Below are 21228 nucleotides of genomic sequence, written 5' to 3' on the forward strand. Positions count from 1 at the left end.
AGCCTGCCGTGAGCGATGTCGAGTGGCACAGTGTCGCCCTCGCCCCGATCGTGCTGGTCCACGGTACCGAGGCGCTGATCGCCGACCGGGCCGTCCAGCGCCTGCGCGCCCTCGCCCGCGAGGCGGACCCCACCGTCGAGATCCATGACCTCTCCGGGGACGCCCTCGGCCCGGGCGCCCTCGCCCAGGTGGCCAGTCCCTCTCTGTTCGGGGAGCCCCGCTTCGTCGTCGTCCCCGAGCTGCAGGCGGCACCGGACGCCCTCGTCCTCGAGCTGCTGGACTACGTCAAGGCTCCGGAGCAGGATGTCTCCGTGGTGCTCGTGCACCGCGGCGGCAACCGCGGCAAGAAGCTCTTGGACGCGCTCAAGAAGGCCGGCGTCCCGCGGGTCGATGCGAGTCCCGTCAAGCGCGCCGCGGACAAGCAGAGCTTCGTCGCCGCCGAGTTCGCGCGCGCCCAGCGCCGTATCCAGCCCGAGGCGCTGATCGCCCTCGTCGATGCCTTCGGCACCGATCTCGCCGAGCTGGCCGCGATCAGCCGCCAGCTCATCGAGGACTCCACCCCCGATCCCGGGGAGCAGGCTCCCCAGGTCTCCGTGGCCGATGTCCACGCGCTGACGGCCGGCCGGGTCGAGTCCACCGCCTTCGCGGTGGCCGATGCCGCCATCGCCGGACGGGAGCAGGAGGCCCTGCAGCTGCTCCAGCAGGCGCAGCTCGCCGGCGCCGACCCGGTCCCGATCGTCGCCGCGATCGCCTCCAAGATGCGGTCGCTGGCGAAGGTCACCGCGCCCGAGGCGAGCTCCCGCACCCTCGGCATGCCCGACTGGATGCTGCGGAACCTCCGCCGTGAGGCCAGGAGCTGGAACGACCGCTCCCTGGCCCGGGCGATCGAGTCCGTGGCCCGCGCCGATCACGAGGTCAAGGGCGCCGGACGCGACCCCCAGTGGTCCGTGCAGCGCATGGTGATGGGCATCTGCCGGGCCCGGCGCGCAGGCTGAACCGCCCCTGCCCGGCGAAGCCCCTGCACAGCAAGGAGCCCGGTGCGCATCACTGCGCACCGGGCTCCTGGTCACCCCGTCAGGCGGGGAGGCAGCTCATTCGCTGCCGGACATCACTTGCTGACGCCGGCGACCAGCTTCGCGAGACCGGACTTGCGGTTCGCGGCCTGGTTCTGGTGGATGACGCCCTTGGAGACGGCCTTGTCGAGCTTGCGGGAGGCGCTCTTGAGCGCCTCGCCCGCCACCTCGGCGTCGCCGGTGGAGACGGCGGCCTTCACCTTGCGGGTGTAGGTGCGGAGCTCGGACTTGACGGCGCGATTGCGCAGGCGCGCCTTCTCGTTCGTCGTGTTCCGCTTGATCTGGGACTTGATGTTTGCCACGAAGACTCTTCTCTTGTGCTGCTGCGGTGGATCATCCGTGACGGCCGAGGAACGGAGCCGACGGGGACGGCGGTGGGGACTCGCCTGGAGACGTCGGTACCGGGTCGCTGCCACGGGTACTCGCCCGGGTCGCACGAAGCGTCGCCCCTGACACGGCGGGACCACGTCATGCGCACACCGAACGGTATGTCACACATACGGTGCAGGACATTACCAGAACCCGACCGGGTCGCCGTACCGGATGTGCGGCGTGTCTCCTGGGCTGTCGTCATCACGGCTGGTCATGACCCGGCGGGGGAGGTGTTCACCAGCCGTGGAGCTCCTGGACCGCCGAGGCGACCTGGTCGTACCGCTCCCGATCCAGGCGACCGCCCTCGCGGCGCACCGCGTCGGGAGCCAGGCGCAGCAGCCGATCCGCCCTGACCTCGGAGGGACGACCCTGGCGATCCCACTCCCCGGAGCCGATGTCCACCCAGGTCGCGCCGTGCTCGTCGGTCGCCACCGCGCCGCTCTCGGTGCGGTCGCGGGAGGTGAGCATCAGAGCGATGAGGACAGTGCCGGCACCGTCCTCGCCGCCCACCTCCGCACCTTCCTCGGCCACCACGAGCACCGGGCGGTCCTTGCCCTGGGAGATGTCCTCCTCGTACGGGACCCAGGCCCACACCACTTCACCGGGGTCGGGGCGCTCGTCCTGTCGGGGCGCGTAGACGAGAGCCGGCGGGGTGCTCCCGCGTCGATCGGCGAGGGCGTGGTCGCGCTGCCGACCCGAGGTGTCACCCTCCGCAGGGCGCGGGGCGGACTGCCGTGAGGGGTCCGATGACTGCACGCCACGGACCGTGTCGTGACGCCGGTCCTGGACGGCGCGGACCGCAGCCCGGCCCAGGGCGCGTGCGCCGCGGCGCACGGCGGGGGAACGGGACGCGGTGCGGAGGAGGGAGGCGAGCCGGGAGGCCAGGGACATGGTTCTCGCTTCCTGCGCGAACGTCGCCACGCGGATCGGGGGTGATGGGAGAATGGTAGGCATGTCTGCCACCTCGCTGTTCCACAGCGCTCGCACTGGTTCCGGGGGCGACGAGATGTTCGCGCCCGACGGCACCGTGCGGCCCACCTATCGCGCTCTGCACGATGCGCTGGCCGGCCTCGGGCCCGAGGAGTTCCGTGCCCGGTCGGAGTCGCTGGCCCGCAGCTACCTCGACCAGGGCATCACCTTCGACCATGCCGGGGAGGAGCGACCCTTCCCGATCGATGCGATCCCCCGGGTGATCGCGGCCGAGGAATGGGCGCGCGTCTCCGCCGGAATCTCCCAGCGCGTGCGCGCCCTGGAACGCTTCCTGGACGATCTGTACAACGACCAGTCCGCGATCGCCGACGGAGTGATCCCCGCGGAGCTCGTGACGTCCTCCGCCTACGTGGTCGAGGAGATGCGCGGCTACACCCCGCCCAACGGCGTGCGGATCCATATCTCCGGCATCGACCTGGTGCGGGACGGCGCGGACGAGTTCCGGGTGCTGGAGGACAACGTGCGCACCCCCAGCGGGGTCAGCTACGTGCTCTCGAACCGTCGTGCGATGGCGCAGGCCTTCCCGGAGCTGTTCGCGGCCCGGCCGGTCCGCCGGGTGGGCGAGTACCCGGGCCGGCTGCTGGCCGCGCTGCAGGCGGCCGCGCCGGACATCGCCGACGAGGAGGCCACGGTGGTCGTGCTCACCCCGGGGCGCTTCAACAGCGCCTACTTCGAGCACTCCCTGGTGGCGCGCACGATGGGTGTGGACCTGGTCGAGGCCTCAGACCTCGTCGAGCGCAACGAGCGCATCTACATGCGCACCACCGCCGGGCTGCGGCGCGTGGACGTGATCTACAAGCGCACCGACGACGACTTCATCGATCCCGAGGTGTTCCGGCCCGATTCGATGCTGGGGGTGCCGGGCCTTGTGCGCGCGGTGCTCGCCCGCAACGTGGTGGTCGCCAACGGCATCGGCAACGGCATCGGCGACGACAAGCTCACGTACACCTACGTGCCGGACCTGATCCGCTACTACCTCTCCGAGGAGCCGATCCTGCCGAACGTCGACACCTGGCGGCTGGAGGAGCCCGACTCCCGCGCCGAGGTGCTCGACCGGCTCGAGGAGCTGGTGGTCAAGCCCGTCGACGGCTCCGGCGGCAAGGGCATCGTCATCGGCCCCTCCGCCACCGCCGAGGAGCTCGACGCCCTGCGTGCCCGGCTCGAGGCTGATCCGCGGGGCTGGATCGCCCAGCCGGTGGTGCAGCTGTCCACCATCCCCACCCTGGTCGAGGACGGTCCCGAGCCCCGGCATGTGGATCTGCGCCCCTTCGCGCTGAACAGCGGCGACGATGTCTGGGTGCTGCCGGGCGGGCTCACCCGCGTCGCCCTTCCCCGCGGAGAGATGATCGTGAACTCCTCCCGCGGCGGCGGTTCCAAGGACACCTGGGTGCTCGCCACGGAGCGCTCGACCGGTACCGACAGCGCGCCCTCGGCCTCGCAGTCCCAGGAGGCCCGGGGCGAGGGGATCGAGGATCCCACCGACGACAGCTACGACGAGTTCGAGGACGTGCGCGAGGAGGCGGTCGAGGAACAGGCCCCCGAGCCGGACCCGGTCACCTCCGCGATCCCGATCATCGACGTGGAGGAGGCACCCCATGATGCTCAGTAGGATCGCCGATGCGATGTTCTGGATCGGACGCTACGTCGAGCGGGCCGATCAGACCGCCCGCATCCTCGACGTCACGCTGCAGTCGATCACCGAGGACACCCCGGAGGATCTCACCGCCGCGTGCGGCTCCGTCTACCAGGTGTTCGGCGTGGAGCAGGTCGATGAGGGCGACTGCACCGTCCAGCGGGTGCTGGACCGCCTGGTCACCGACCGGATGAATCCGTCGTCTGTGGCAGGCGCCCTGCTCACCGCCCGGGAGAACGCCCGCGGCGTGCGCGAGGTGCTCTCGACGGAGGTGTGGGAGTCGCTGAACACCACTACCCTCGGCCTGCCCCGCGGGGTGCGCCCCTCCCGCATGCACGGCGCCTTCCAGTTCGCCAAGGACCGCTGTGCGGTGGTCAACGGGCTCGTGGACTCCTCGATGGCGCGTGACGAGGCCTGGCTGTTCCTGCGGATCGGGCAGCTCCTCGAAAGGGTGGACATGCTCGCCCGGAACCTGCAGGACCACGACCTGGAGGACGCGTCCTCCGCCGGCACCGTGATGCTGCTGCGCTCGTGCAGTGCGCACGAGGCCTATATCCGCTCCTACCGGGGTCGCGTCCGGTCGTACCGGGCGATCGAGTTCCTGCTGCTGGACTCGATCTTCCCGCGCTCGGCCGTGCACTGCCTCAGCGAGCTCGACGAGGCGCTCGAGACCCTCGCCAAGCTCCACGGCAACAGCTTCGACCGCCTTGGCGCCTCGGAGCCGGGCCGCCGGATCGTGGGACGGGCCCTGGCGAGCCTGCGCTTCCGCTCGCTCGACGACATCATGGACGGCTTCGACGAGGAGATGGAGCAGCTGCAGCTGGTCACCGGCGCCGTCACCCGGGCGCTGGGCACCACCTACTTCCATCCGGCGAGCTGAGCGCTCGCCCCGCGGGCCCGCCGACGACGAACGGAGGAACCATGGGGCCAGGATCGAGAATCGCGGGGGCGGCGGTGGTGAACGCTCTCTGGGGAGGTGCCGACCTGGTCGGGGGCCTGCTGCTGGCCCGCGCCGTGACCGGTGAGGGCCCGAAGGCGACCGCCCGCCGGGAGGCATTCGGCTTCGGCGTCGCCGCCTTCTCCGCCTGGGCAGTGGTGGGGGAGCGGATCGTCGGCGTCAACGGCCCAGAGCCCGGGCCGGACGAATGAGCCCCTCGGGCACTCCGCTGCTCCTCGCCCTGCCGAGACCCGGACGCTGGCGGGTGCAGAACAGTCCCGCCCACCAGGTCCCGAGCCACGGCACGAGCCGGCTCGCCCTGGACCACGCGATCGACCTGGTGCCGGTCGACGACCGCGGCCGCAGCGCCCCGCTGCGCCCCCGCTCGCTGCTGACCCCGGAACCGCCGGAGGCCTTCCCCGGATTCGGCTGGGAGGTGCGCAGCCCCCTTGACGGCGTCGTCACGGCCGTCCACGACGGCGAGGTCGACCATGCCGCCCACCGCGGCCTCCCCTCGATCGTCTATTCCCTCACTCAGGGGACCCGTGTCGCCGAGGGATGGCGGGCGGTGGCCGGTAACCACGTCATCCTGCGCTGCCGTCACGGCGGCGACGAGGTGTTCGTGGCGCTGTGCCATCTGCAGCGCGGCAGCGTCACCGTCGGCCCCGGCGAGCGGGTCGCGACAGGGGACGTGCTGGCCCGCTGCGGGAACTCGGGCAACAGCACCGAGCCGCACCTGCACCTCCAGGCGATGACCTCTGCGGACCCGACGCGCGCCCGCGCGGTCGCGATCACCTTCCCGGACGGACTGCCGCGCAACGGGGAGTTCGTCGGAGTGTGCTGAGCTCCCACGACTCCCATACTTAACAAACAAGTACGAGCCTTGTATGATAAGTCGGTCCCTGCCGACCGACGAAGGATCCTCCGTGCCGTACACCCCTGATGTGATCCGCCATCTGCGACTGTCCACCGCGACCCTGCCGCTGCCCACCCCGATCTCGGACGCGAAGGTCTTCACCGGCCGGCAGCGTCCGATGACCGAGGTGGTGTTCCTGTTCGCGGAGATCACCACCGCACAGGGACATGAGGGCGTGGGCTTCAGCTACTCCAAGCGAGCGGGCGGCCCTGCCCAGTACGCCCACGCCGCGGAGGTCGCCGGGGCGGCGATCGGCGAGGATCCGAGCGACATCGCCAAGCTCTACTCGAAGCTGCAGTGGGCCGGGGCCTCCGTCGGACGCTCCGGCGTCGCCACCCAGGCGCTCGCCGCGATCGACATCGCGTTGTGGGACCTCAAGGCCAAGCGGGCCGGCCTGCCGCTGGCGAAGCTGCTGGGCGCCCACCGGGACGGCGTGCGCACCTACGACACCTCCGGCGGCTTCCTCCACGCGTCGGTCGACGAGATCCGCGAGCGCGCCGACCGCTCCCTGGCCGAGGGGATCGGCGGCATCAAGATCAAGGTGGGCCTCCCCGACGGTGCGGAGGATCTGCGGCGCGCCACCGCGATCCGGGAGCACCTCGGGCCGGACGTGCCGATGATGGTGGACGCGAACCAGCAATGGGACCGCCACACCGCGCTGCGGATGGGTCGGCGGCTCGAGGAGCTCGACCTGGTGTGGATCGAGGAGCCGCTGGATGCCGAGGACTCCGAGGGTCATGCCGCCCTCGCCCGGGCGCTGGACACCCCGATCGCCACCGGCGAGATGCTCGCCTCGGTGGGCGAGCACCTGCGGCTGATCGAGGTCGGTGCCTGCGACGTGCTCCAGCCCGACGCGCCGCGGGTCGGGGGCATCACCCCGTTCCTGAAGCTCGCCACTCTCGCCGATCATGCCGGCCTGGACCTCGCGCCCCACTTCGCGATGGAGATCCATCTGCACCTGGCGGCCGCCTATCCGCGGGAGAGCTGGGTGGAGCACTTCGACTGGCTGGATCCGCTGTTCGAGGAGCGGCTGGAGACCCGCGAGGGCCGGATGCTGGTCCCGGATCGTCCGGGCCTGGGCATCACCCTGAGCGGCCAGGCGCGGGCCTGGACCACCGACTCCGTCGAGTTCGGGGCCGCCTGAGCATGGCCGCGCACCGCACCGAGGAGCTGGTGGCCACGCTGCGGCAGCAGATCGTAGAGGGAGAGATCAGCCCCGGCGAGAAGCTGCCCAGCGAGAACGAGCTGATCGCCGAGCACGGCGTGAGCCGCACCGTGGTGCGCGAGGCGATCACCCGGCTGCGGGCCGACGGGCTGGTGCGCACCCGCCGCGGTGCGGGCAGCTTCGCCCTCACCCCGCCCTCCGAGCCCGGCAGCGGCTGGCCGGGTCGCCCGGTGCGCAGCCTCGAGGATCGCCGTGCACTGCTCGAGCTGCGCGCCGGGGTGGAGAGCGAGGCGGCGGCGCTGGCGGCCGCCCGGCGGGGAGTCGGCGATCTGGCCGCGCTGCGGGACGCCCTGACAGCCTTCGAGGGCGCCGTGAACACACCCGCCGCCGCGCTCGAGCACGACTTCGCGTTCCACCGCTCCGTCGCTGTGGCCTCGGGGAACCCCTACCTCCTCGATCTCCTCGACGCGCTGGGGCCGACGATGATCGTCATGCCGCGGTCCCGGCTCGAGACGACTGCGGCCGCGGCTGCCGCGGCAGAGCATTCGGCCGTGCTGGCGGCGATCGAGGCGGGGGAGGAGCGCGCCGCGGCCGCGGCGATGCGCATGCATCTGATCGGCTCCCGGCAGCGATTGACCGAGTCGCCGGAACCGCCGGAGAACCGAGCGGGCAGCTCTCAGCCGGAGAGGGCCTAGCCGCCCGGAGCGGCGGCGCATCAGGAACTTACGATGCCAGTTCACGCCCGTCGGGGCGTCGACCGATACCTGGAGGGCATCATGTTCACCCTGGAGCAGGCGCGACAGTTCATCGCCGTGGCGGAGGAGCTGCACTTCGGCCGCGCCGCCGAGCGGCTGGCGATGACGCAGCCGCCGCTGAGCCGGCAGATCCAGAAGCTCGAGCGCAGCGTCGGCGTGATCCTGCTCGAACGCGACAGCCGCAAGGTCACGCTCACGGCCGCCGGGCGGGCGTTCCTCGTCGAGGCGCGGCGGCTGGTGGTCGCGGCCGAGCGGGCCCCGGCCGCCGCGCGGAGGATCGCCTCCGGCCGGGCCGGTGAGATCCGGATCGGATTCACCGCAGCCACCGGCTTCAGCCTGCTGGGGCCGCTGCTGGCGGAGATCGCCTCCGCACTGCCCGAGATCGACGTCGCGCTCGAGGAGCAGGTCAGCGGGGAGCAGGTGCGTGCCCTCCAGCGCGGTGACCTGGAACTGGGGCTCGCCCGACCACCCTTCGACACCGCTCGGTTCGAGTCGTGGCTGCTGTTCTCCGAGCAGCTGGTGCTCGCGGTGCCCTCGGGGCACCCGCTGTCGCAGGTCGACCGAACGCTGCGCGCCGCCGATCTCTCGCAGGTGCCGCTGATCATGCACCACCCCATCCAGGCCCGGTACTTCTACGACCTGGTGATCCGCCAGCTCCCGGTGGCGCACGAGAACGTGGTGCACACCGTGGGCCAGATCCTCACGATGGTCTCGCTGGTCGCCGCCGGGCACGGGCTGGCCTTCGTGCCGGGGTCCGCGCGGCTGCTGGGGATCGAGGGCGTCGAGTACCTGGGCCTGGCGGACCTCGCCCCTGAGCCGGTCGAGCTCCATGCCATCTGGAACCGCGACGCCCGCGATCCGGCGCTGCTGCGCGTGCTGGAGGTGCTGCGGGCGCCCGCCTGACGCTGCGGCTGCTCCGCGAGGCCGGCCTCGGCGATACCTGGACGGCATCACCGGATGCCGAATCGGGCTTGGACAGGCATCGTACGACGTCCGTACGGTCGAAGCACATTCCCGCTCGCGCCCCCCCGGCGCGCCGTCAGAAGGACGATGCACGTGGCTCGATTCACCCCTCCGGAACTCGCCGCCACCCTCCAGGAGGGCCTGCTCTCGTTCCCCGTCACCGCGTTCGACGCCGATCTCGAGGTCGACGAGGCCGCCTACCGCACCCACCTCGACTGGCAGGCGAGCTTCCCCGTCGCCGGGCTGTTCGCCGCCGGCGGCACCGGGGAGGGCTTCAGCCTCACCCCTGCGGAGACCGCACGCGTCATCCGGATCGCCGTCGAGCAGGTGGGGGACCGGGCCCCCGTGCTCGGCTCGGCCGCCGGCTCCACCGCCCAGGCCGTGCAGAACGCCCGTGATGCCGAAGCTGCCGGAGCCGAGGGTCTGCTGCTGCTGCCTCCGTACCTCACCGAGTGCGACCAGCAGGGCCTGGGTGCCCACGTCTCCGCGGTCTGCGAGGCGACCGGGCTGGGCGTCATCGTCTACAACCGGGCCACTGCGCGCTACGAGGCGGAGACCGTCCACCGCCTCGCGCAGCGCCATGAGAACTTCATCGGCTTCAAGGATGCGCTCGGCGACATCGAGCAGCTCACCCGGGTGCACACCCGCAACGGCGATCGTCTCTTCTACCTGGGCGGCCTGCCCACCGCCGAGGTGTTCGCCCTGCCGCTGCTGCAGCTGGGGATGAGCACGTACTCCTCCGCGATGTACAACTTCGTGCCCGAGTTCGCGCTCGAGTTCTACGCCGACGTGCGCCGTCAGGACCGCGCCGCCGTCTCCGAGAAGCTCGAACGCTTCGTGCTGCCGTACCTGGAGATCCGCCATCGCGCGAACGGCTACGGCGTCTCGATCATCAAAGGTGGGCTCACCGCGATCGGTCGCGGCGTCGGCTCCGTGCGGCCGCCGCTGCAGGACCTCACCGCTCAGGACGTCGCCGATCTGTCGGCCCTCATCGACAGCGCGGGCATCGGCCCGAGCCCCTCCTCGACCCGGGCGGCGTCGGCGCAGAGCCCTCTCGCTCGGACCGCCTGATCCGAGCGCCCCTCAGCCCCCGACCTCTTCAAGGAGCTTCGATGACCACCACCGCGACGGCCCTCAGCGGCCGCTCCCTGCTGGCCGGTGACCCCGTCGCCGGCCACGGGGACATCGTCCACGGCATCAACCCCGCCACCGGTGAGCACCTGGAGCCCGGCTACTCGTTGATCGACGAGGCACAGCTCGCCACCGCCACGGCGGCGGCCCAGAAGGCCTTCGCCTCGTTCCGCGCCCTGGACCCGGAGTCCCGCGCCGCGTTCCTCGAGCGGATCGCGGACAACATCGACGCGGTCGGGGACGCCCTCACCGCGCGCGTCATGGCAGAGACGGGTCTGCCCGAGACTCGGGTGGTGGGCGAGCGCGGCCGCACCGTCGGCCAGCTGCGCCTGTTCGCCGACGTGGTGCGCCAGGGCGATCACCTCGGGGTGCGGATCGACCCGGCCCGGCCAGACCGCACGCCGCTGCCGCGTGCCGACATCCGCCAGCGGAAGATACCGCTGGGCCCGGTGGCGGTGTTCGGGGCGTCGAACTTCCCGCTCGCGTTCTCCACCGCGGGCGGGGACACCGCCTCCGCCCTGGCCGCGGGATGCCCGGTGGTGTTCAAGGCGCACAACGCCCATCCGGGCACCAGCGAGCTCGTCGGCCGCGCCATCACCGACGCGGTCGCCGCGCACGATCTGCACCCGGGAGTGTTCTCCCTGGTCTACGGCCAGGGCTCCCGCATCGGCCAGGCTCTCGTCGCAGATCCTGCGATCCGCGCGGTGGGCTTCACCGGCTCCCGCGCCGCGGGCACATCGCTGATGGCCACCGCGGCCGCCCGCCCCGTCCCGATCCCGGTGCACGCGGAGATGAGCTCCCTCAACCCGGTCTTCCTCCTCGAGGGGGCGCTGCAGGGCGACCTCGGCGCCCTCGCCCAGGCCTACCTCGGCTCGGTCACCGGCTCCAGCGGCCAGCTGTGCACGTCACCCGGACTGCTGTTCCTGCCCGCCGGGGCGGCCGGCGACGCCTTCGAGGCGGCCGTGGCCGGAGCGCTCTCGGACCTGGCGGGCCAGACCATGCTCACCGCCCAGATCGCCCGTTCCTGGTCCGAGGGGGTCGAGGAGCTCAGCGCCCAGAGCGGCGTGGCGATCGTGGGGCGCGGCCGCGTCGGGGAGACCGAGAACGCCCCTGCCCCGATCGTCCTGAGCACCGCAGCGACCGCCTTCCTGGACAGCGACGCGCTGCACCAGGAGGTGTTCGGCGCCGCCTCCCTGATCCTCCGCTTCTCCTCGGTCCAGGAGCTGCTCGAGGCGGCCGAGCGACTCAAGGGCCAGCTCACCGCCACCCTCCACCTCACCGAGGACGACCACGCCACCGCCCGGGCCCTGCTGCCGGTGCTCGAGCGCAAGGCCGGGCGAATCCTTGCGAACGGCTGGCCGACGGGCGTCGAGGTGGGTCATGCGATGGTCCATGGCGGCCCCTTCCCGGCCACCTCGGACAGCCGCACCACCTCGGTGGGGACCCGGGCGATCGAGCGCTTCCTGCGCCCCGTCGCCTACCAGGACATCCCCGACGCCCTGCTGCCGGAGCCGCTGCGGCAGGACAACCCCTGGCAGCTGACCCGTCGCCTCGACGGTCATCTCGCATCCCCCGTCTCGGACGGCTCTGCCGTCCCGCGGTGACGGTGGTCGCCCCGCTGCGGGGCCGACTGGGACCGGACGCCACGACCGTGAGACGATGAACCGATGCCCGGGTGCCGCTGCGCCCGGGTACGGATCGATGAGAGGACGTATGCCGGTGAGCCCGAGGATCGCTGTCGATGAGGCCCGGGACATCCTGCCCGCGTCGACACCCCAGGATCGCCTGCGCAACTTCTGCATCATCGCGCACATCGACCACGGCAAGTCCACCCTGGCCGACCGCATGCTGCAGATCACCGGGATCGTCGACGAGCGCGCCATGCGCGCCCAGTACCTCGACCGCATGGACATCGAGCGCGAGCGCGGCATCACCGTGAAGAGCCAGGCCGTGCGGATGCCCTGGCAGGTCGACGGTGTGAACTACGCCCTGAACATGATCGACACCCCCGGCCACGTGGACTTCACCTATGAGGTCTCCCGCTCCCTCGCCGCCTGCGAGGGCGCGATCCTGCTGGTGGACGCAGCCCAGGGCATCGAGGCGCAGACGCTCGCGAACCTGTACCTGGCGATGGAGAACGACCTCACCATCATCCCGGTGCTCAACAAGATCGACCTGCCCGGCGCGGAGCCCGACAAGTACGCCGCCGAGATCGGCCAGCTGGTGGGGGTGGAGCCCGAGGACGTGCTGCGCGTCTCCGGCAAGACCGGACTCGGCGTCGAGGATCTGCTCGACCACGTGGTGCGGACCCTGCCCTCGCCCGTGGGCGATCCGGACGCCCCCTGCCGGGCGATGATCTTCGACTCCGTCTACGACACCTACCGCGGCGTGGTCACCTACATCCGGGTGGTCGACGGCTACCTCAAGTCCCGCGACCGCATCGACATGATGTCCACCGGCGCCCACCACGAGCTGCTCGAGATCGGGGTGAGCTCCCCGGAGCCGCACCCCACCAACGGCATCGGCCCCGGCGAGGTGGGGTACCTGATCACCGGCGTGAAGGACGTGCGCCAGTCCAAGGTGGGCGACACGATCACCACCTCGGTGCGTGGCGCGACCGAGGCGCTGGCCGGCTACTCGGATCCCAAGCCGATGGTGTACTCCGGGCTGTTCCCGATCGACGGCTCCGACTACCCGGTGCTGCGCGACGCGCTGGACAAGCTCAAGCTCAACGACGCCGCCCTGAACTACGAGCCGGAGACCTCCACCGCGCTCGGCTTCGGGTTCCGCGTGGGCTTCCTGGGCCTGCTGCACCTGGAGATCGTGCGCGAGCGCCTCGAGCGCGAGTTCGACCTCGACCTCATCTCCACGGCCCCGTCCGTGGTGTACCAGGTGGTCATGGAGGACGGCACCGAGGTCGAGGTCATGAACCCCTCGGACTTCCCCGAGGGCAAGGTCCGCGAGATCAGCGAGCCGGTCACCAAGGCCACCATCCTGGTGCCGAGCGAGTTCATCGGCGCGGTGATGGAGCTGTGCCAGTCCAAGCGCGGCAACCTCGGCGGCATGGACTACCTCAGCGAGGAGCGGGTCGAGCTGCGGTACACGCTGCCGCTCGCGGAGATCGTGTTCGACTTCTTCGACCAGCTGAAGTCCAAGACCCGCGGCTACGCCTCGCTGGACTACGACGTCTCCGGCTCCCAGGTCGCGGACCTGGTCAAGGTCGACATGCTGCTGCAGGGCGAGCCGGTGGACGCCTTCAGCGCGATCGTGCACCGCGACAAGGCCTACAACTACGGCGTCGAGATGGCCGGGAAGCTCAAGAAGCTCATCCCGCGACAGCAGTTCGAGGTGCCGATCCAGGCCGCGATCGGCGCCCGCATCATCGCTCGCGAGAACATCCGCGCCATGCGCAAGGACGTGCTCTCCAAGTGCTACGGCGGCGACATCTCCCGCAAGCGCAAGCTGCTGGAGAAGCAGAAGGAGGGCAAGAAGCGCATGAAGAACATCGGCTCCGTCGAGGTGCCGCAGGAGGCCTTCATCGCCGCTCTCTCCTCCGACGAGGGCGACATGCCCAAGGACAGCAAGAAGAAGTGACCCCCGCGCCACGGCCCGACGCCGCAGGAGGAGCCCCGCGATGACCGCACCCAGCACCCTCGAGGTGGCCTTCGACCCGGCGGACGACGGGCACCTCGCGGCGGTGTGCACCGTCGCCGAGCTGTTCCCGGTCGCGGCCAGCGGCCTCATGAGCGGGATCGACAAGCGGCCCGCGGACGGACCGGTGCGCCTGCTCACCCACGGCGTGCTCGGGGACGTCCAGGGCGACCGGGAGCACCACGGCGGGATCTTCAAGGCGGTCTACGCCTACTCCCGCGAGGTGCGCGAGGCGTATGCGAGAGAGCTCGGCCAGGAGCTGCCTGATGGATTCTTCGGCGAGAACCTGGTGACCGCGGGTCACGACACCGACGAGACCGTGATCGGCGAGCGCTGGCGGCTCGGCGGGGCGGAGCTCGAGGCGACCTGCCCACGCACCCCCTGCGGCACCTTCGCCGCCCGGATGGGGGAGCGTCGGTGGGGCCGCACCTTCACCGCCCAGGGCCGCTGCGGTGCCTACTTCCGCGTGCTCGCCGAGGGGGAGGTGAGCGCCGGGGACCGGATCGAGGTCCTCTCCCGCCCGGAGCACGGGGTCACCATCGGCGACGCCTTCCGCGGCCTGGAGGCCTCGCAGGCCCGCGCCCTGCTCGACTGGGCCGAGGCGAGCGGCACGGTGCTCTACGAGACCCTCGTGCAGTCCGCGCTCACGGTGCTGGAGCGAGCGGGGGAGTCGGCGCAGTTCCCGGCGTCCCAGCGTTCGACCGGCCGCGGTCTGGGGCTCGGGATGGGGCTGTGAACGGCGCGGACAGCGCGGCGTCGGCTCCCGGCACCGCCCACCACGAGGGTCTGTCGGTCTACATCCACGTCCCCTTCTGCGCCGTGCGCTGCGGGTACTGCGACTTCAACACCTACACCGCCACCGAGCTCGGCGGCGGCGGGTCCCAGGCCGAGTACTCTGCCAACGCGATGCGGGAGATGGACCTGACCCTGGCCGCGGATCGCGCCGCCGGCTACGAGTACCAGCAGGTCTCGACCGTCTTCTTCGGCGGCGGCACGCCCACGCTGCTGCCCGCGGACGACCTGGTGGCGATGCTCGACCACCTGCGCACTCTGATCCCGCTGGCTCCCGGCGCGGAGATCACCACCGAGGCGAACCCGGACTCCGTGACCCGCGCGTCCCTGTCCCGGCTCGCCGACGGAGGCATCACCCGGGTCTCCCTCGGCATGCAGTCCGCGGTGCCCTCGGTGCTCGCCACCTTGGACCGCACCCATGACCCCGAGAAGGTGCCGCAGGCCGTGGCCTGGGCCAAGGAGGCCGGACTCGACGTCAGCCTCGACCTCATCTACGGCACCCCGGGGGAGACGTTGCAGGACGTGGAGACCTCCGTGAAGGCCGCGCTGGCCTGTGGGGTCGACCACATGTCCGCGTACTCGCTGATCATCGAGGGCAACACCGCGATGGCCCGCCAGCTGCGCCGCGGCGAGCTCGAGGCCCCGGACCCCGACGACATGGCCGACAAGTACGAGCTGGTCGATGACCTCGCGAGCGCCGACGGGCTGTCCTGGTACGAGGTCTCCAACTGGGCCCGCACCCAGGCGCAGCGCTCCCGCCACAACCTGGCCTACTGGCGCGGCACCGACTGGTGGGGGATCGGGCCCGGGGCGCACCGCCACCGCGACGGGCTGCGGGCCTGGAACGTGAAGCATCCCAGCCGTTACGCGCGCATGCTCGCCGCCGGTGAGATGCCGGTCGCGGACTCCGAGCAGGTCGCCGCCGAGGACCGGCTGGTCGAGAGGATCATGCTCGAGCTGCGCATCGCCGACGGCCTGGCGGTCGACGTGATCCCTGAGGAGCGGCGGGGGATGCTCGCCGTGCACCGCGAGCGGGGGCATCTCGATCCCGTGGCCCTCGAGAACGGGCGGGCCGTGCTCACCCGGCAGGGGCGCCTGCTCGCCGACGCGGTGATCCGGGACCTGGTGCCCTGAGCTCCGTCCCGGCGGCGTGGCCGAGCCGGGCGAGCACGGAAGCGTCCGGTGCGCCCGTGTGCGGGTGCACACTGAGGCCATGGTGAAACCCACGACGGTCGACGAGTACATCGCCGCGCTCGAGGATCCCGCCGCTTCCCGGCTGCGTGAGCTGAGGGGCCTGGCCCGGGAGACCGTGCCCGAGGCGAGCGAGGCGCTGAAGTGGGGCAGTCCGGCGTACCTGCACCCGCGGGGCACGATCCTGTTCGTCTGCAGCGCCCACCGCTGGCATGCGAACTTCACCGTCACCCCGAGCACCCGTGAGGCCTTCGCCGAGGAGCTCACCGAGTTCGAGACCGGCAAGGGGAGCGTCAAGCTGCCCTATACGGTCCCCGTGCCGACGGACCTGCTGCGTCGCATGATCGTGCACCGTCTGCGCGAGTACGAGGACGACGGCGTGAACTGGATGTGAGCGCCCGGCAGGAGGGAGTGCGGGAAGAGAGCGCAGGAAGCGCGCAGGAGGAGAGCCCCCGGGATCCGCAGGATCCCGAGGGCTCTTGTGCTCACGACGCCGAGGGCGCCGGAGGGGTCACTTCACCAGACGGATGTTGAACGGGTAGCTCCAGTACTCGCCGCGGTTCGCCTTGATCGCGCCGATGATCGAGAAGATCAGCTGCAGCAGGGCGGGCAGCCCCACCAGCGGGTACAGGATCGTGCCGATGCCGAAGGTGACCACGGCTATGATGGTGATCGCGATGGTGAGCACGATCTGCGCCAGGAACACCGCGATCGCTCCGTTCAGCGCCTCCGCGGAGTGGAAGCGCACATAGCGGTCACGGTCCTTGTACATCAGGAAGACGACCAGCGGGCCCACCCAGCCGAGGAAGCCCCAGCTGACCACGTGCCCGACGGCGACCGCCGCCTGGGCGATGGTCGCCCAGAGGCGGGAGTCCGAGCCGCTGACCGGATCGCCGGTCAGCGGACCCTCGTACACCCCGCGGGTTCCCGCCGGAGGCAGGGCCGCGCCCTCGCCTGCCGGAGCGGCGCCGTGGTGGCCCTGCTGGGAGCTCTGCGCGTACCCGGCGTGCGGGGCCTGCTGCGTCGACTGGGCGTACGGTGACTGCTGAGCGTGCGGTGCCTGCTGGTCCTGGGGGGCGTAGGGCGCCTGCTGCGAGGGCTGTGCGCCGGAGGCCGCCTGGGGGCTCCCGGTCGCCGGGGAGTCGACGTCGAGCAGGCTGCTGTCGGCGGCGTCCGCGTCGTAGGCGTAGGGGTCGTGCGGGTGGAGCGCGGGATCCGAGGTCGCGGCCCCCTGCTCGACCGGCTGCTGCTCGGGGCTCGGGGTCGAGGCAGCGGCGTTGCCCGGTTCAGCGGCCGGCTCGGAGGCCGGGGTGCCGTACGGATCGTGCGGGTGCGGAGACTGGCTCATGATTCCTTCTTCGGGACGGGCCGGTGCGGGACCGGCGGCGGGCTGATGACTCGAGCCTACTGATCGTGGATCGGGCCCGCAGCGCGGCGACCCGCCGCATCGTGCGGGGGATATCCCCCAGTCGGCACGGGGAGAGAGGCGTGCCCGCCCCGGAGGTCAGTCCTGATCGACGGTCACGAAGTCGATGAGCTCCTCGATGCGTCCCGAGAGCGTGGGCTCGACGTCCGCATAGGAGCGCACCGTCGAGAGGATCCGCTTCCAGCCCAGGCCGATGTCGGCCTTGTCCGCGTGCGGCCAGCCGAGCGCGGCGAGGGAGCCGACCTTGATGTCGGTGCCCTTGGGGATGTGCGGCCACTTCTCGAGGCCGACGCGGGCCGGCTTGACCGCCTGCCAGACGTCCACGTACGGATGCCCCAGCACGGTGACATTGCCGCGGGCACCGGGCAGGGCCATCACCTCGGCGGCGATGCGGGACTCCTTCGAGCCCTTCACCAGATGGTCCACGAGGATCCCGAGCCGGCGCCCGGGGGAGGGACCGAACTCGCGCACGCGCTCGGCGAGGTTGTCCGCGCCCTCCAGCTGCTCGACCACGATTCCCTCGATGCGCAGGTCATGGCCCCACACCTTCTGCACCAGCTCGGCATCATGCGTGCCCTCGACCCAGATCCGCGACGCGCGGGCGGTGCGGGCCTTCGCCCCCTCCACGTAGACGGAGCCGGAGGCGGAGCGGCGGCGCACGGGGGCCGCGGCGGCGAGAGCACGGCTGAGCACGACCGGCTTCCCGTCGATCATGAAGCCGGGCCCGAGGGGGAAGGTGCGACGCACCCCACGGCCGTCCTCGAGCTCGACCACCAGCTCGCCCGCGATCTTCTCGACCCGGGTGATCGCACCGGTGAAACCTGTCGAGGCCTCCTCGACCACCAGATCCCGCTGAGCGGGCACCTCACGGGCGACAGGGCGGCGACGGTGGTGGGAAGGGGGACCGGAGGACAGCACATCGCGGCCGTACCGGTCGGGGAAGTCAGCAGGCACGCGCGACACCATACCGTCGTGGCGAACGCCTCCCCGCGCAGCGCGCCGGGTGCGCGTAGGATTGGCACTTGGCATCGCAGAGTGCCAATCTGGCCCGACACATGATCCGGACCGAACCAGTACCGGCACCGATCAGGCATCGGGACCGGCCCGACGACACGGAAGCACGCAGCGCAGGAGGTGAGCGACACGGACGCCCGCAAGCTCCACATCCTCGGCGCGATCGTCGAGGACTACGTCGCCACCCGCGAGCCGGTCGGCTCCAAGTCGCTGCTCGAGCGGCACGAGCTCGGCGTCTCCGCCGCGACCGTGCGCAATGACATGTCGCTGCTCGAGGAGGAGGGGCTGATCCATCAGCCCCACACCTCGGCCGGGCGCGTGCCCACCGACAAGGGCTATCGCGCCTTCGTCGACCACGTGGCCACGATCAAGCCGCTCTCGGCCCCCGAGCGTCGGGCGATCCGCTCGCTGCTCGAGGAGGCCGGGGACGTCGAGGACCTGCTCGCGCGCACCGTGCGGCTGCTCGCCCAGCTCACCCAGCAGGTCGCGATGGTCCAGTACCCGGCCCGACGCCAGGCGAGGATCCGCCATGTCGAACTGGTCAAGGTGGCGGATTCGCTGCTGCTGGTCGTGCTGATCCTCGAATCAGGTCGGGTCGATCAACGCACCGTCCCCGTCACGGCGGGCCGCCCCGCCGAGTACTACATGGCGCTGCGCGACCACCTGAACCGCGCGGTCGCCGGCCGGGAGGTCACCGACCTGGTGGAACCGCTGACCGACTACCTCGACTCGCTCCCGCTCCCTGAGCGGCCCGCCGCCGCCGAGGTGGCGGAGACCCTCGCGGCCCTCGCCGCGAACCGTGCCGAGGACCGCATCATGATGGCCGGGACCTCGAACATCGCCCGGTCCGCCCAGGACTTCTCCCGTGACGTCGAGCCCCTGCTGGACGTGCTCGAGGAGCAGCTGGTGCTGCTGCGACTGTTCACCGAGATGCACGTCTCGCCCGGTGCGGTCGAGGTGCGGATCGGCTCCGAGCTGCAGGACCGGGCACTGCATCAGACTGCGGTGGTCGGCGCCGGCTACGGGGCCGGATCCCATCTGGCGATCCTCGGTCCTCGGCGGATGGACTACGCCACCGGGATCTCCACCGTCCAGGCCATCGCCCGCTACGTCTCCCGCTATCTCGAGTAGTCGCGCAGCGGGAGTTCGCTCCCGCCCCGCACCGCTCGCCCTGTCGTGACCAGTCGCCGCCCGCCGCGGCCCGTCCACCCCGACCCCCTGCGAAGGAATCCACAGCTGTGAACGAGGACTACTACGACCTGCTCGGCGTCTCCCGAGAGGCCTCGACCGAGGAGATCAAGAAGGCGTACCGGAAGCTGGCGCGCACGCTGCACCCGGATGTCAACCCGGATCCTGACGCGGCCGAGAAGTTCAAGCGCGTCTCCCAGGCCTACGAGACCCTGTCCCACGCGGACAAGCGCCGCCAGTACGACATGGGCGGCGGCCCGGGCCTGGGCGGGTTCCCCGGTGGGGGCGGTGCCGGCTTCGACTTCAACGACATCTTCGACATGTTCGCCGGTGCCTCCGGCATGCGCGGTCGCACCCAGGGCCCCGTGCCCCGCCAGCGCCGCGGCGGGGACGTGCTGCGCCGGGTGCGGATCGAGCTGCGCGACGTCGTCTTCGGCACCGAGGAGCAGGTCACCTTCCGCACCGCCGTGCTGTGCGAGCGCTGCTCCGGCTCCTGCTGCGAGCCCGGCACCAGCCCCACCCGGTGCACCGCCTGCAGCGGCTCCGGCCACGTGCAGCGCGTCGCCCAGTCCCTGCTGGGCCAGATGGTCACCATGGCGCCCTGCCCCACCTGCGAGGGCCACGGCGACGTCATCGAGAGCCCCTGCACCGGCTGCTCCGGTCACGGCCGCACCGCCTCCGAGCGCACCGTGACCGTGCGCATCCCCTCGGGCGTCGAGAACGGCACCCGGATCCAGCTGCGCGGTGAGGGCGAGACCGGTGAGGCCGGCGGGCCCTCCGGCGACCTCTTCGTCGAGCTCAGCGTCACCGACCACGAGATGTTCGACCGCGACGGCGACGACCTGGTCACCACCCTCGCGGTGCCCATGACCACCGCCGCGCTCGGTGCCACCATCCCGCTGGACACCTTCGACGGCGAGCAGGAGCTGGATGTGCGCCCCGGCTCCCAGCCCGGCGAGGAGATCACCCTGAAGGGACTGGGCGTGACTCCGCTGCGTCGCGAGCGCCGCGGCGACATCCGAGTGGTCCTGGACGTGGACGTCCCCTCCTCGCTCACCGACGAGGAGCGGGATCTGCTCGAGCAGTTCGCGGCGATGCGCGGCGATGAGACCACGCGCCGCAGCAAGGGCCAGCGCGGGCCGTTCGCGAAGCTCCGCGAGCGCCTGCGGGACCTCTGAGCGGACCGGAGCACTCCCGATGCCCTCGACCCCTCCCGGGTTCCTGATCCTCGACGACGCCCTCGCCGGGGCCCGGTCGGGTGACGCCCTCGCACTGGACGGTGACGAGGGTCGCCACGCAGCGAAGGTCGCGCGGATCGGTGCGGGGGAGCAGGTGCTCCTCACCGACGCCCCGGGCCGGCAGGTCCTCGCCGAGGTGACCGCCGCCCGCAAGGAGGCGCTCGAACTGCGACTGCTCGCCGACCCGTCACCGGCCGTGGAGCGACTGCCGCGCCTCACCCTGGTGCAGGCCCTGGCGACGGGCGGTCGGGACGAGCAGGCGGTCGAGTCCGCGACCGAGCTGGGCGTGGACCGGGTGGTGCCCTGGATCGCCCAGCGCTCCGTGTCCGTGTGGCGCGGCGAGAAGCTCCGCAAGGGGCGCGCGAAGTGGGCCGCCACCACGCGGGCGGCCGTCAAGCAGTGCCGCCGCCCCGGGATCCCGGAGGTCGACGAGCCCGTCACCACCGCAGCGCTCGTCACCGCACTCCAGGAGCGTGCGGCCGACGGAAGCCTCGCGCTCGTGCTCCACGAGCAGGAGTCGGTGGGGCTGATGAGCCTCGCCGAGCAGTTGCGCGCGGCGAGCGAGGACGGGCTCGAGGAGATCGTCGTGATCGTCGGCCCGGAGGGCGGGATCGCTCCTGCCGAGCTCGAGCAGCTGCGCTCCGCCGGAGCCCGCCCCGTGCTGCTGGGCCCTGAGGTGCTGCGCTCCTCGACCGCGGGACCCTCCGCCCTCGCCGTGCTGAGCGCCCTGGTGGGTCGCTGGGGCTGAGGGGCCGCTCGCCGGGGAAATCCGGGAAACCGCTTGTGAGTTCGG

At 71.6% G+C, this 21228-nt stretch carries 21 protein-coding genes; 17 read left to right on the forward strand and 4 right to left on the reverse strand.

All coding sequences use genetic code 11. From position 1 onward, the window contains the following. Positions 1 to 8: 8 nt before the first annotated feature. Positions 9 to 995 (forward strand): DNA polymerase III subunit delta, encoded by a 987-nt coding sequence (gene holA / locus VF289_RS13220; RefSeq protein ID WP_330884359.1) that lies wholly within the window; start codon positions 9 to 11, stop codon positions 993 to 995. A gap of 113 nt (positions 996 to 1108) precedes the next feature. Here holA and rpsT read toward each other — a convergent pair whose 3' ends face one another. Together rpsT and VF289_RS13230 are read right to left on the reverse strand one after the other, a co-directional pair. After that, a complete protein-coding gene (gene rpsT / locus VF289_RS13225; protein WP_330884360.1) occupies positions 1109 to 1375 on the reverse strand; it encodes a 30S ribosomal protein S20 in 267 nt (88 codons plus the stop codon). Between the two features lie 304 nt (positions 1376 to 1679). Then, complete coding sequence (locus VF289_RS13230; RefSeq protein WP_414644490.1) at positions 1680 to 2399, reverse strand: type II toxin-antitoxin system PemK/MazF family toxin; 720 nt, start codon at positions 2397 to 2399, stop codon at positions 1680 to 1682. On the opposite strand from VF289_RS13230, the gene VF289_RS13235 reads away from it, so the two are divergent. The 13 genes from VF289_RS13235 to VF289_RS13295 all read left to right on the forward strand — a co-directional run bounded on the left by VF289_RS13235 (position 2398) and on the right by VF289_RS13295 (position 15963). After that, positions 2398 to 4044, forward strand: coding sequence for a circularly permuted type 2 ATP-grasp protein (locus VF289_RS13235; RefSeq protein ID WP_330884361.1), 1647 nt, complete (start codon positions 2398 to 2400; stop codon positions 4042 to 4044). The genes VF289_RS13230 and VF289_RS13235 overlap by 2 nt on opposite strands. Continuing rightward, the gene (locus tag VF289_RS13240) at positions 4031 to 4948 is read left to right on the forward strand and encodes an alpha-E domain-containing protein (RefSeq protein ID WP_330884362.1); all 918 of its coding nucleotides are present in this window, start codon (positions 4031 to 4033) and stop codon (positions 4946 to 4948) included. The genes VF289_RS13235 and VF289_RS13240 overlap by 14 nt, the downstream gene beginning before the upstream one ends. Before the next feature lie 74 nt (positions 4949 to 5022). Next, a complete protein-coding gene (locus VF289_RS13245) occupies positions 5023 to 5217 on the forward strand; it encodes a hypothetical protein (protein WP_330884363.1) in 195 nt (64 codons plus the stop codon). Between the two features lie 53 nt (positions 5218 to 5270). Further along, complete coding sequence (locus VF289_RS13250) at positions 5271 to 5849, forward strand: M23 family metallopeptidase (protein WP_330884364.1); 579 nt, start codon at positions 5271 to 5273, stop codon at positions 5847 to 5849. A gap of 43 nt (positions 5850 to 5892) precedes the next feature. Beyond that, entirely contained in the window at positions 5893 to 7065 is a 1173-nt protein-coding gene (locus VF289_RS13255; RefSeq protein ID WP_330884365.1) for an L-talarate/galactarate dehydratase, read from the forward strand. A gap of 2 nt (positions 7066 to 7067) precedes the next feature. After that, on the forward strand, positions 7068 to 7781 hold the full coding sequence (locus tag VF289_RS13260) for a FadR/GntR family transcriptional regulator (RefSeq protein WP_330884366.1): 714 nt from the start codon (positions 7068 to 7070) through the stop codon (positions 7779 to 7781). Between the two features lie 81 nt (positions 7782 to 7862). After that, positions 7863 to 8744, forward strand: coding sequence for a LysR family transcriptional regulator (locus VF289_RS13265; protein ID WP_330884399.1), 882 nt, complete (start codon positions 7863 to 7865; stop codon positions 8742 to 8744). A gap of 153 nt (positions 8745 to 8897) precedes the next feature. After that, positions 8898 to 9875: a 5-dehydro-4-deoxyglucarate dehydratase gene (locus VF289_RS13270; RefSeq protein WP_330884367.1), complete on the forward strand. Its 978-nt coding sequence runs from the start codon at positions 8898 to 8900 to the stop codon at positions 9873 to 9875. A 41-nt stretch (positions 9876 to 9916) separates the two neighbouring features. Beyond that, positions 9917 to 11539: an aldehyde dehydrogenase (NADP(+)) gene (locus tag VF289_RS13275; protein ID WP_330884368.1), complete on the forward strand. Its 1623-nt coding sequence runs from the start codon at positions 9917 to 9919 to the stop codon at positions 11537 to 11539. Between the two features lie 109 nt (positions 11540 to 11648). Then, positions 11649 to 13529, forward strand: coding sequence for a translation elongation factor 4 (lepA, locus tag VF289_RS13280; protein ID WP_330884400.1), 1881 nt, complete (start codon positions 11649 to 11651; stop codon positions 13527 to 13529). A 40-nt stretch (positions 13530 to 13569) separates the two neighbouring features. Then, the gene (locus VF289_RS13285; protein WP_330884369.1) at positions 13570 to 14322 is read left to right on the forward strand and encodes an MOSC domain-containing protein; all 753 of its coding nucleotides are present in this window, start codon (positions 13570 to 13572) and stop codon (positions 14320 to 14322) included. Next, positions 14319 to 15512 (forward strand): radical SAM family heme chaperone HemW, encoded by a 1194-nt coding sequence (gene hemW / locus VF289_RS13290; protein ID WP_330884370.1) that lies wholly within the window; start codon positions 14319 to 14321, stop codon positions 15510 to 15512. The genes VF289_RS13285 and hemW overlap by 4 nt, the downstream gene beginning before the upstream one ends. A gap of 79 nt (positions 15513 to 15591) precedes the next feature. Continuing rightward, entirely contained in the window at positions 15592 to 15963 is a 372-nt protein-coding gene (locus tag VF289_RS13295; protein WP_330884371.1) for an iron chaperone, read from the forward strand. Between the two features lie 117 nt (positions 15964 to 16080). On the opposite strand, the gene VF289_RS13300 is transcribed toward VF289_RS13295, so the two are convergent. Next, positions 16081 to 16917: a DUF4870 domain-containing protein gene (locus VF289_RS13300; RefSeq protein WP_330884372.1), complete on the reverse strand. Its 837-nt coding sequence runs from the start codon at positions 16915 to 16917 to the stop codon at positions 16081 to 16083. Between the two features lie 156 nt (positions 16918 to 17073). Beyond that, on the reverse strand, positions 17074 to 17961 hold the full coding sequence (locus VF289_RS13305; protein WP_330884373.1) for a DUF3097 domain-containing protein: 888 nt from the start codon (positions 17959 to 17961) through the stop codon (positions 17074 to 17076). 168 nt (positions 17962 to 18129) lie between these two features. On the opposite strand from VF289_RS13305, the gene hrcA reads away from it, so the two are divergent. The 3 genes from hrcA (at position 18130) to VF289_RS13320 (ending at position 21183) form a co-directional block, all read left to right on the forward strand. Next, a complete protein-coding gene (gene hrcA, locus VF289_RS13310) occupies positions 18130 to 19140 on the forward strand; it encodes a heat-inducible transcriptional repressor HrcA (RefSeq protein ID WP_330884374.1) in 1011 nt (336 codons plus the stop codon). A gap of 107 nt (positions 19141 to 19247) precedes the next feature. Further along, positions 19248 to 20375 (forward strand): molecular chaperone DnaJ, encoded by a 1128-nt coding sequence (gene dnaJ, locus VF289_RS13315; protein WP_330884375.1) that lies wholly within the window; start codon positions 19248 to 19250, stop codon positions 20373 to 20375. A 19-nt stretch (positions 20376 to 20394) separates the two neighbouring features. Then, on the forward strand, positions 20395 to 21183 hold the full coding sequence (locus VF289_RS13320; protein ID WP_330884376.1) for a 16S rRNA (uracil(1498)-N(3))-methyltransferase: 789 nt from the start codon (positions 20395 to 20397) through the stop codon (positions 21181 to 21183). Positions 21184 to 21228: the final 45 nt, after the last annotated feature.

Source organism: Brachybacterium sp. (genome assembly GCF_036379615.1).
In the GTDB taxonomy this organism is placed as follows: Bacteria; Actinomycetota; Actinomycetes; order Actinomycetales; family Dermabacteraceae; genus Brachybacterium.

Bases quoted from the DNA above. Each gene is read 5' to 3' on its own strand.
- VF289_RS13235 (WP_330884361.1), top strand. From the start codon at position 2,398: ATGTCTGCCACCTCGCTGTTCCACAGCGCTCGCACTGGTTCCGGGGGC.
- VF289_RS13230 (WP_414644490.1), bottom strand. From the start codon at position 2,399: ATGCCTACCATTCTCCCATCACCCCCGATCCGCGTGGCGACGTTCGCG.
- VF289_RS13240 (WP_330884362.1), top strand. From the start codon at position 4,031: ATGATGCTCAGTAGGATCGCCGATGCGATGTTCTGGATCGGACGCTAC.
- VF289_RS13255 (WP_330884365.1), top strand. From the start codon at position 5,893: ATGATAAGTCGGTCCCTGCCGACCGACGAAGGATCCTCCGTGCCGTAC.
- VF289_RS13260 (WP_330884366.1), top strand. From the start codon at position 7,068: ATGGCCGCGCACCGCACCGAGGAGCTGGTGGCCACGCTGCGGCAGCAG.
- VF289_RS13265 (WP_330884399.1), top strand. From the start codon at position 7,863: ATGTTCACCCTGGAGCAGGCGCGACAGTTCATCGCCGTGGCGGAGGAG.
- VF289_RS13275 (WP_330884368.1), top strand. From the start codon at position 9,917: ATGACCACCACCGCGACGGCCCTCAGCGGCCGCTCCCTGCTGGCCGGT.
- lepA (WP_330884400.1), top strand. From the start codon at position 11,649: ATGCCGGTGAGCCCGAGGATCGCTGTCGATGAGGCCCGGGACATCCTG.
- VF289_RS13285 (WP_330884369.1), top strand. From the start codon at position 13,570: ATGACCGCACCCAGCACCCTCGAGGTGGCCTTCGACCCGGCGGACGAC.
- VF289_RS13295 (WP_330884371.1), top strand. From the start codon at position 15,592: ATGGTGAAACCCACGACGGTCGACGAGTACATCGCCGCGCTCGAGGAT.
- VF289_RS13300 (WP_330884372.1), bottom strand. From the start codon at position 16,917: ATGAGCCAGTCTCCGCACCCGCACGATCCGTACGGCACCCCGGCCTCC.
- VF289_RS13305 (WP_330884373.1), bottom strand. From the start codon at position 17,961: ATGGTGTCGCGCGTGCCTGCTGACTTCCCCGACCGGTACGGCCGCGAT.
- VF289_RS13320 (WP_330884376.1), top strand. From the start codon at position 20,395: ATGCCCTCGACCCCTCCCGGGTTCCTGATCCTCGACGACGCCCTCGCC.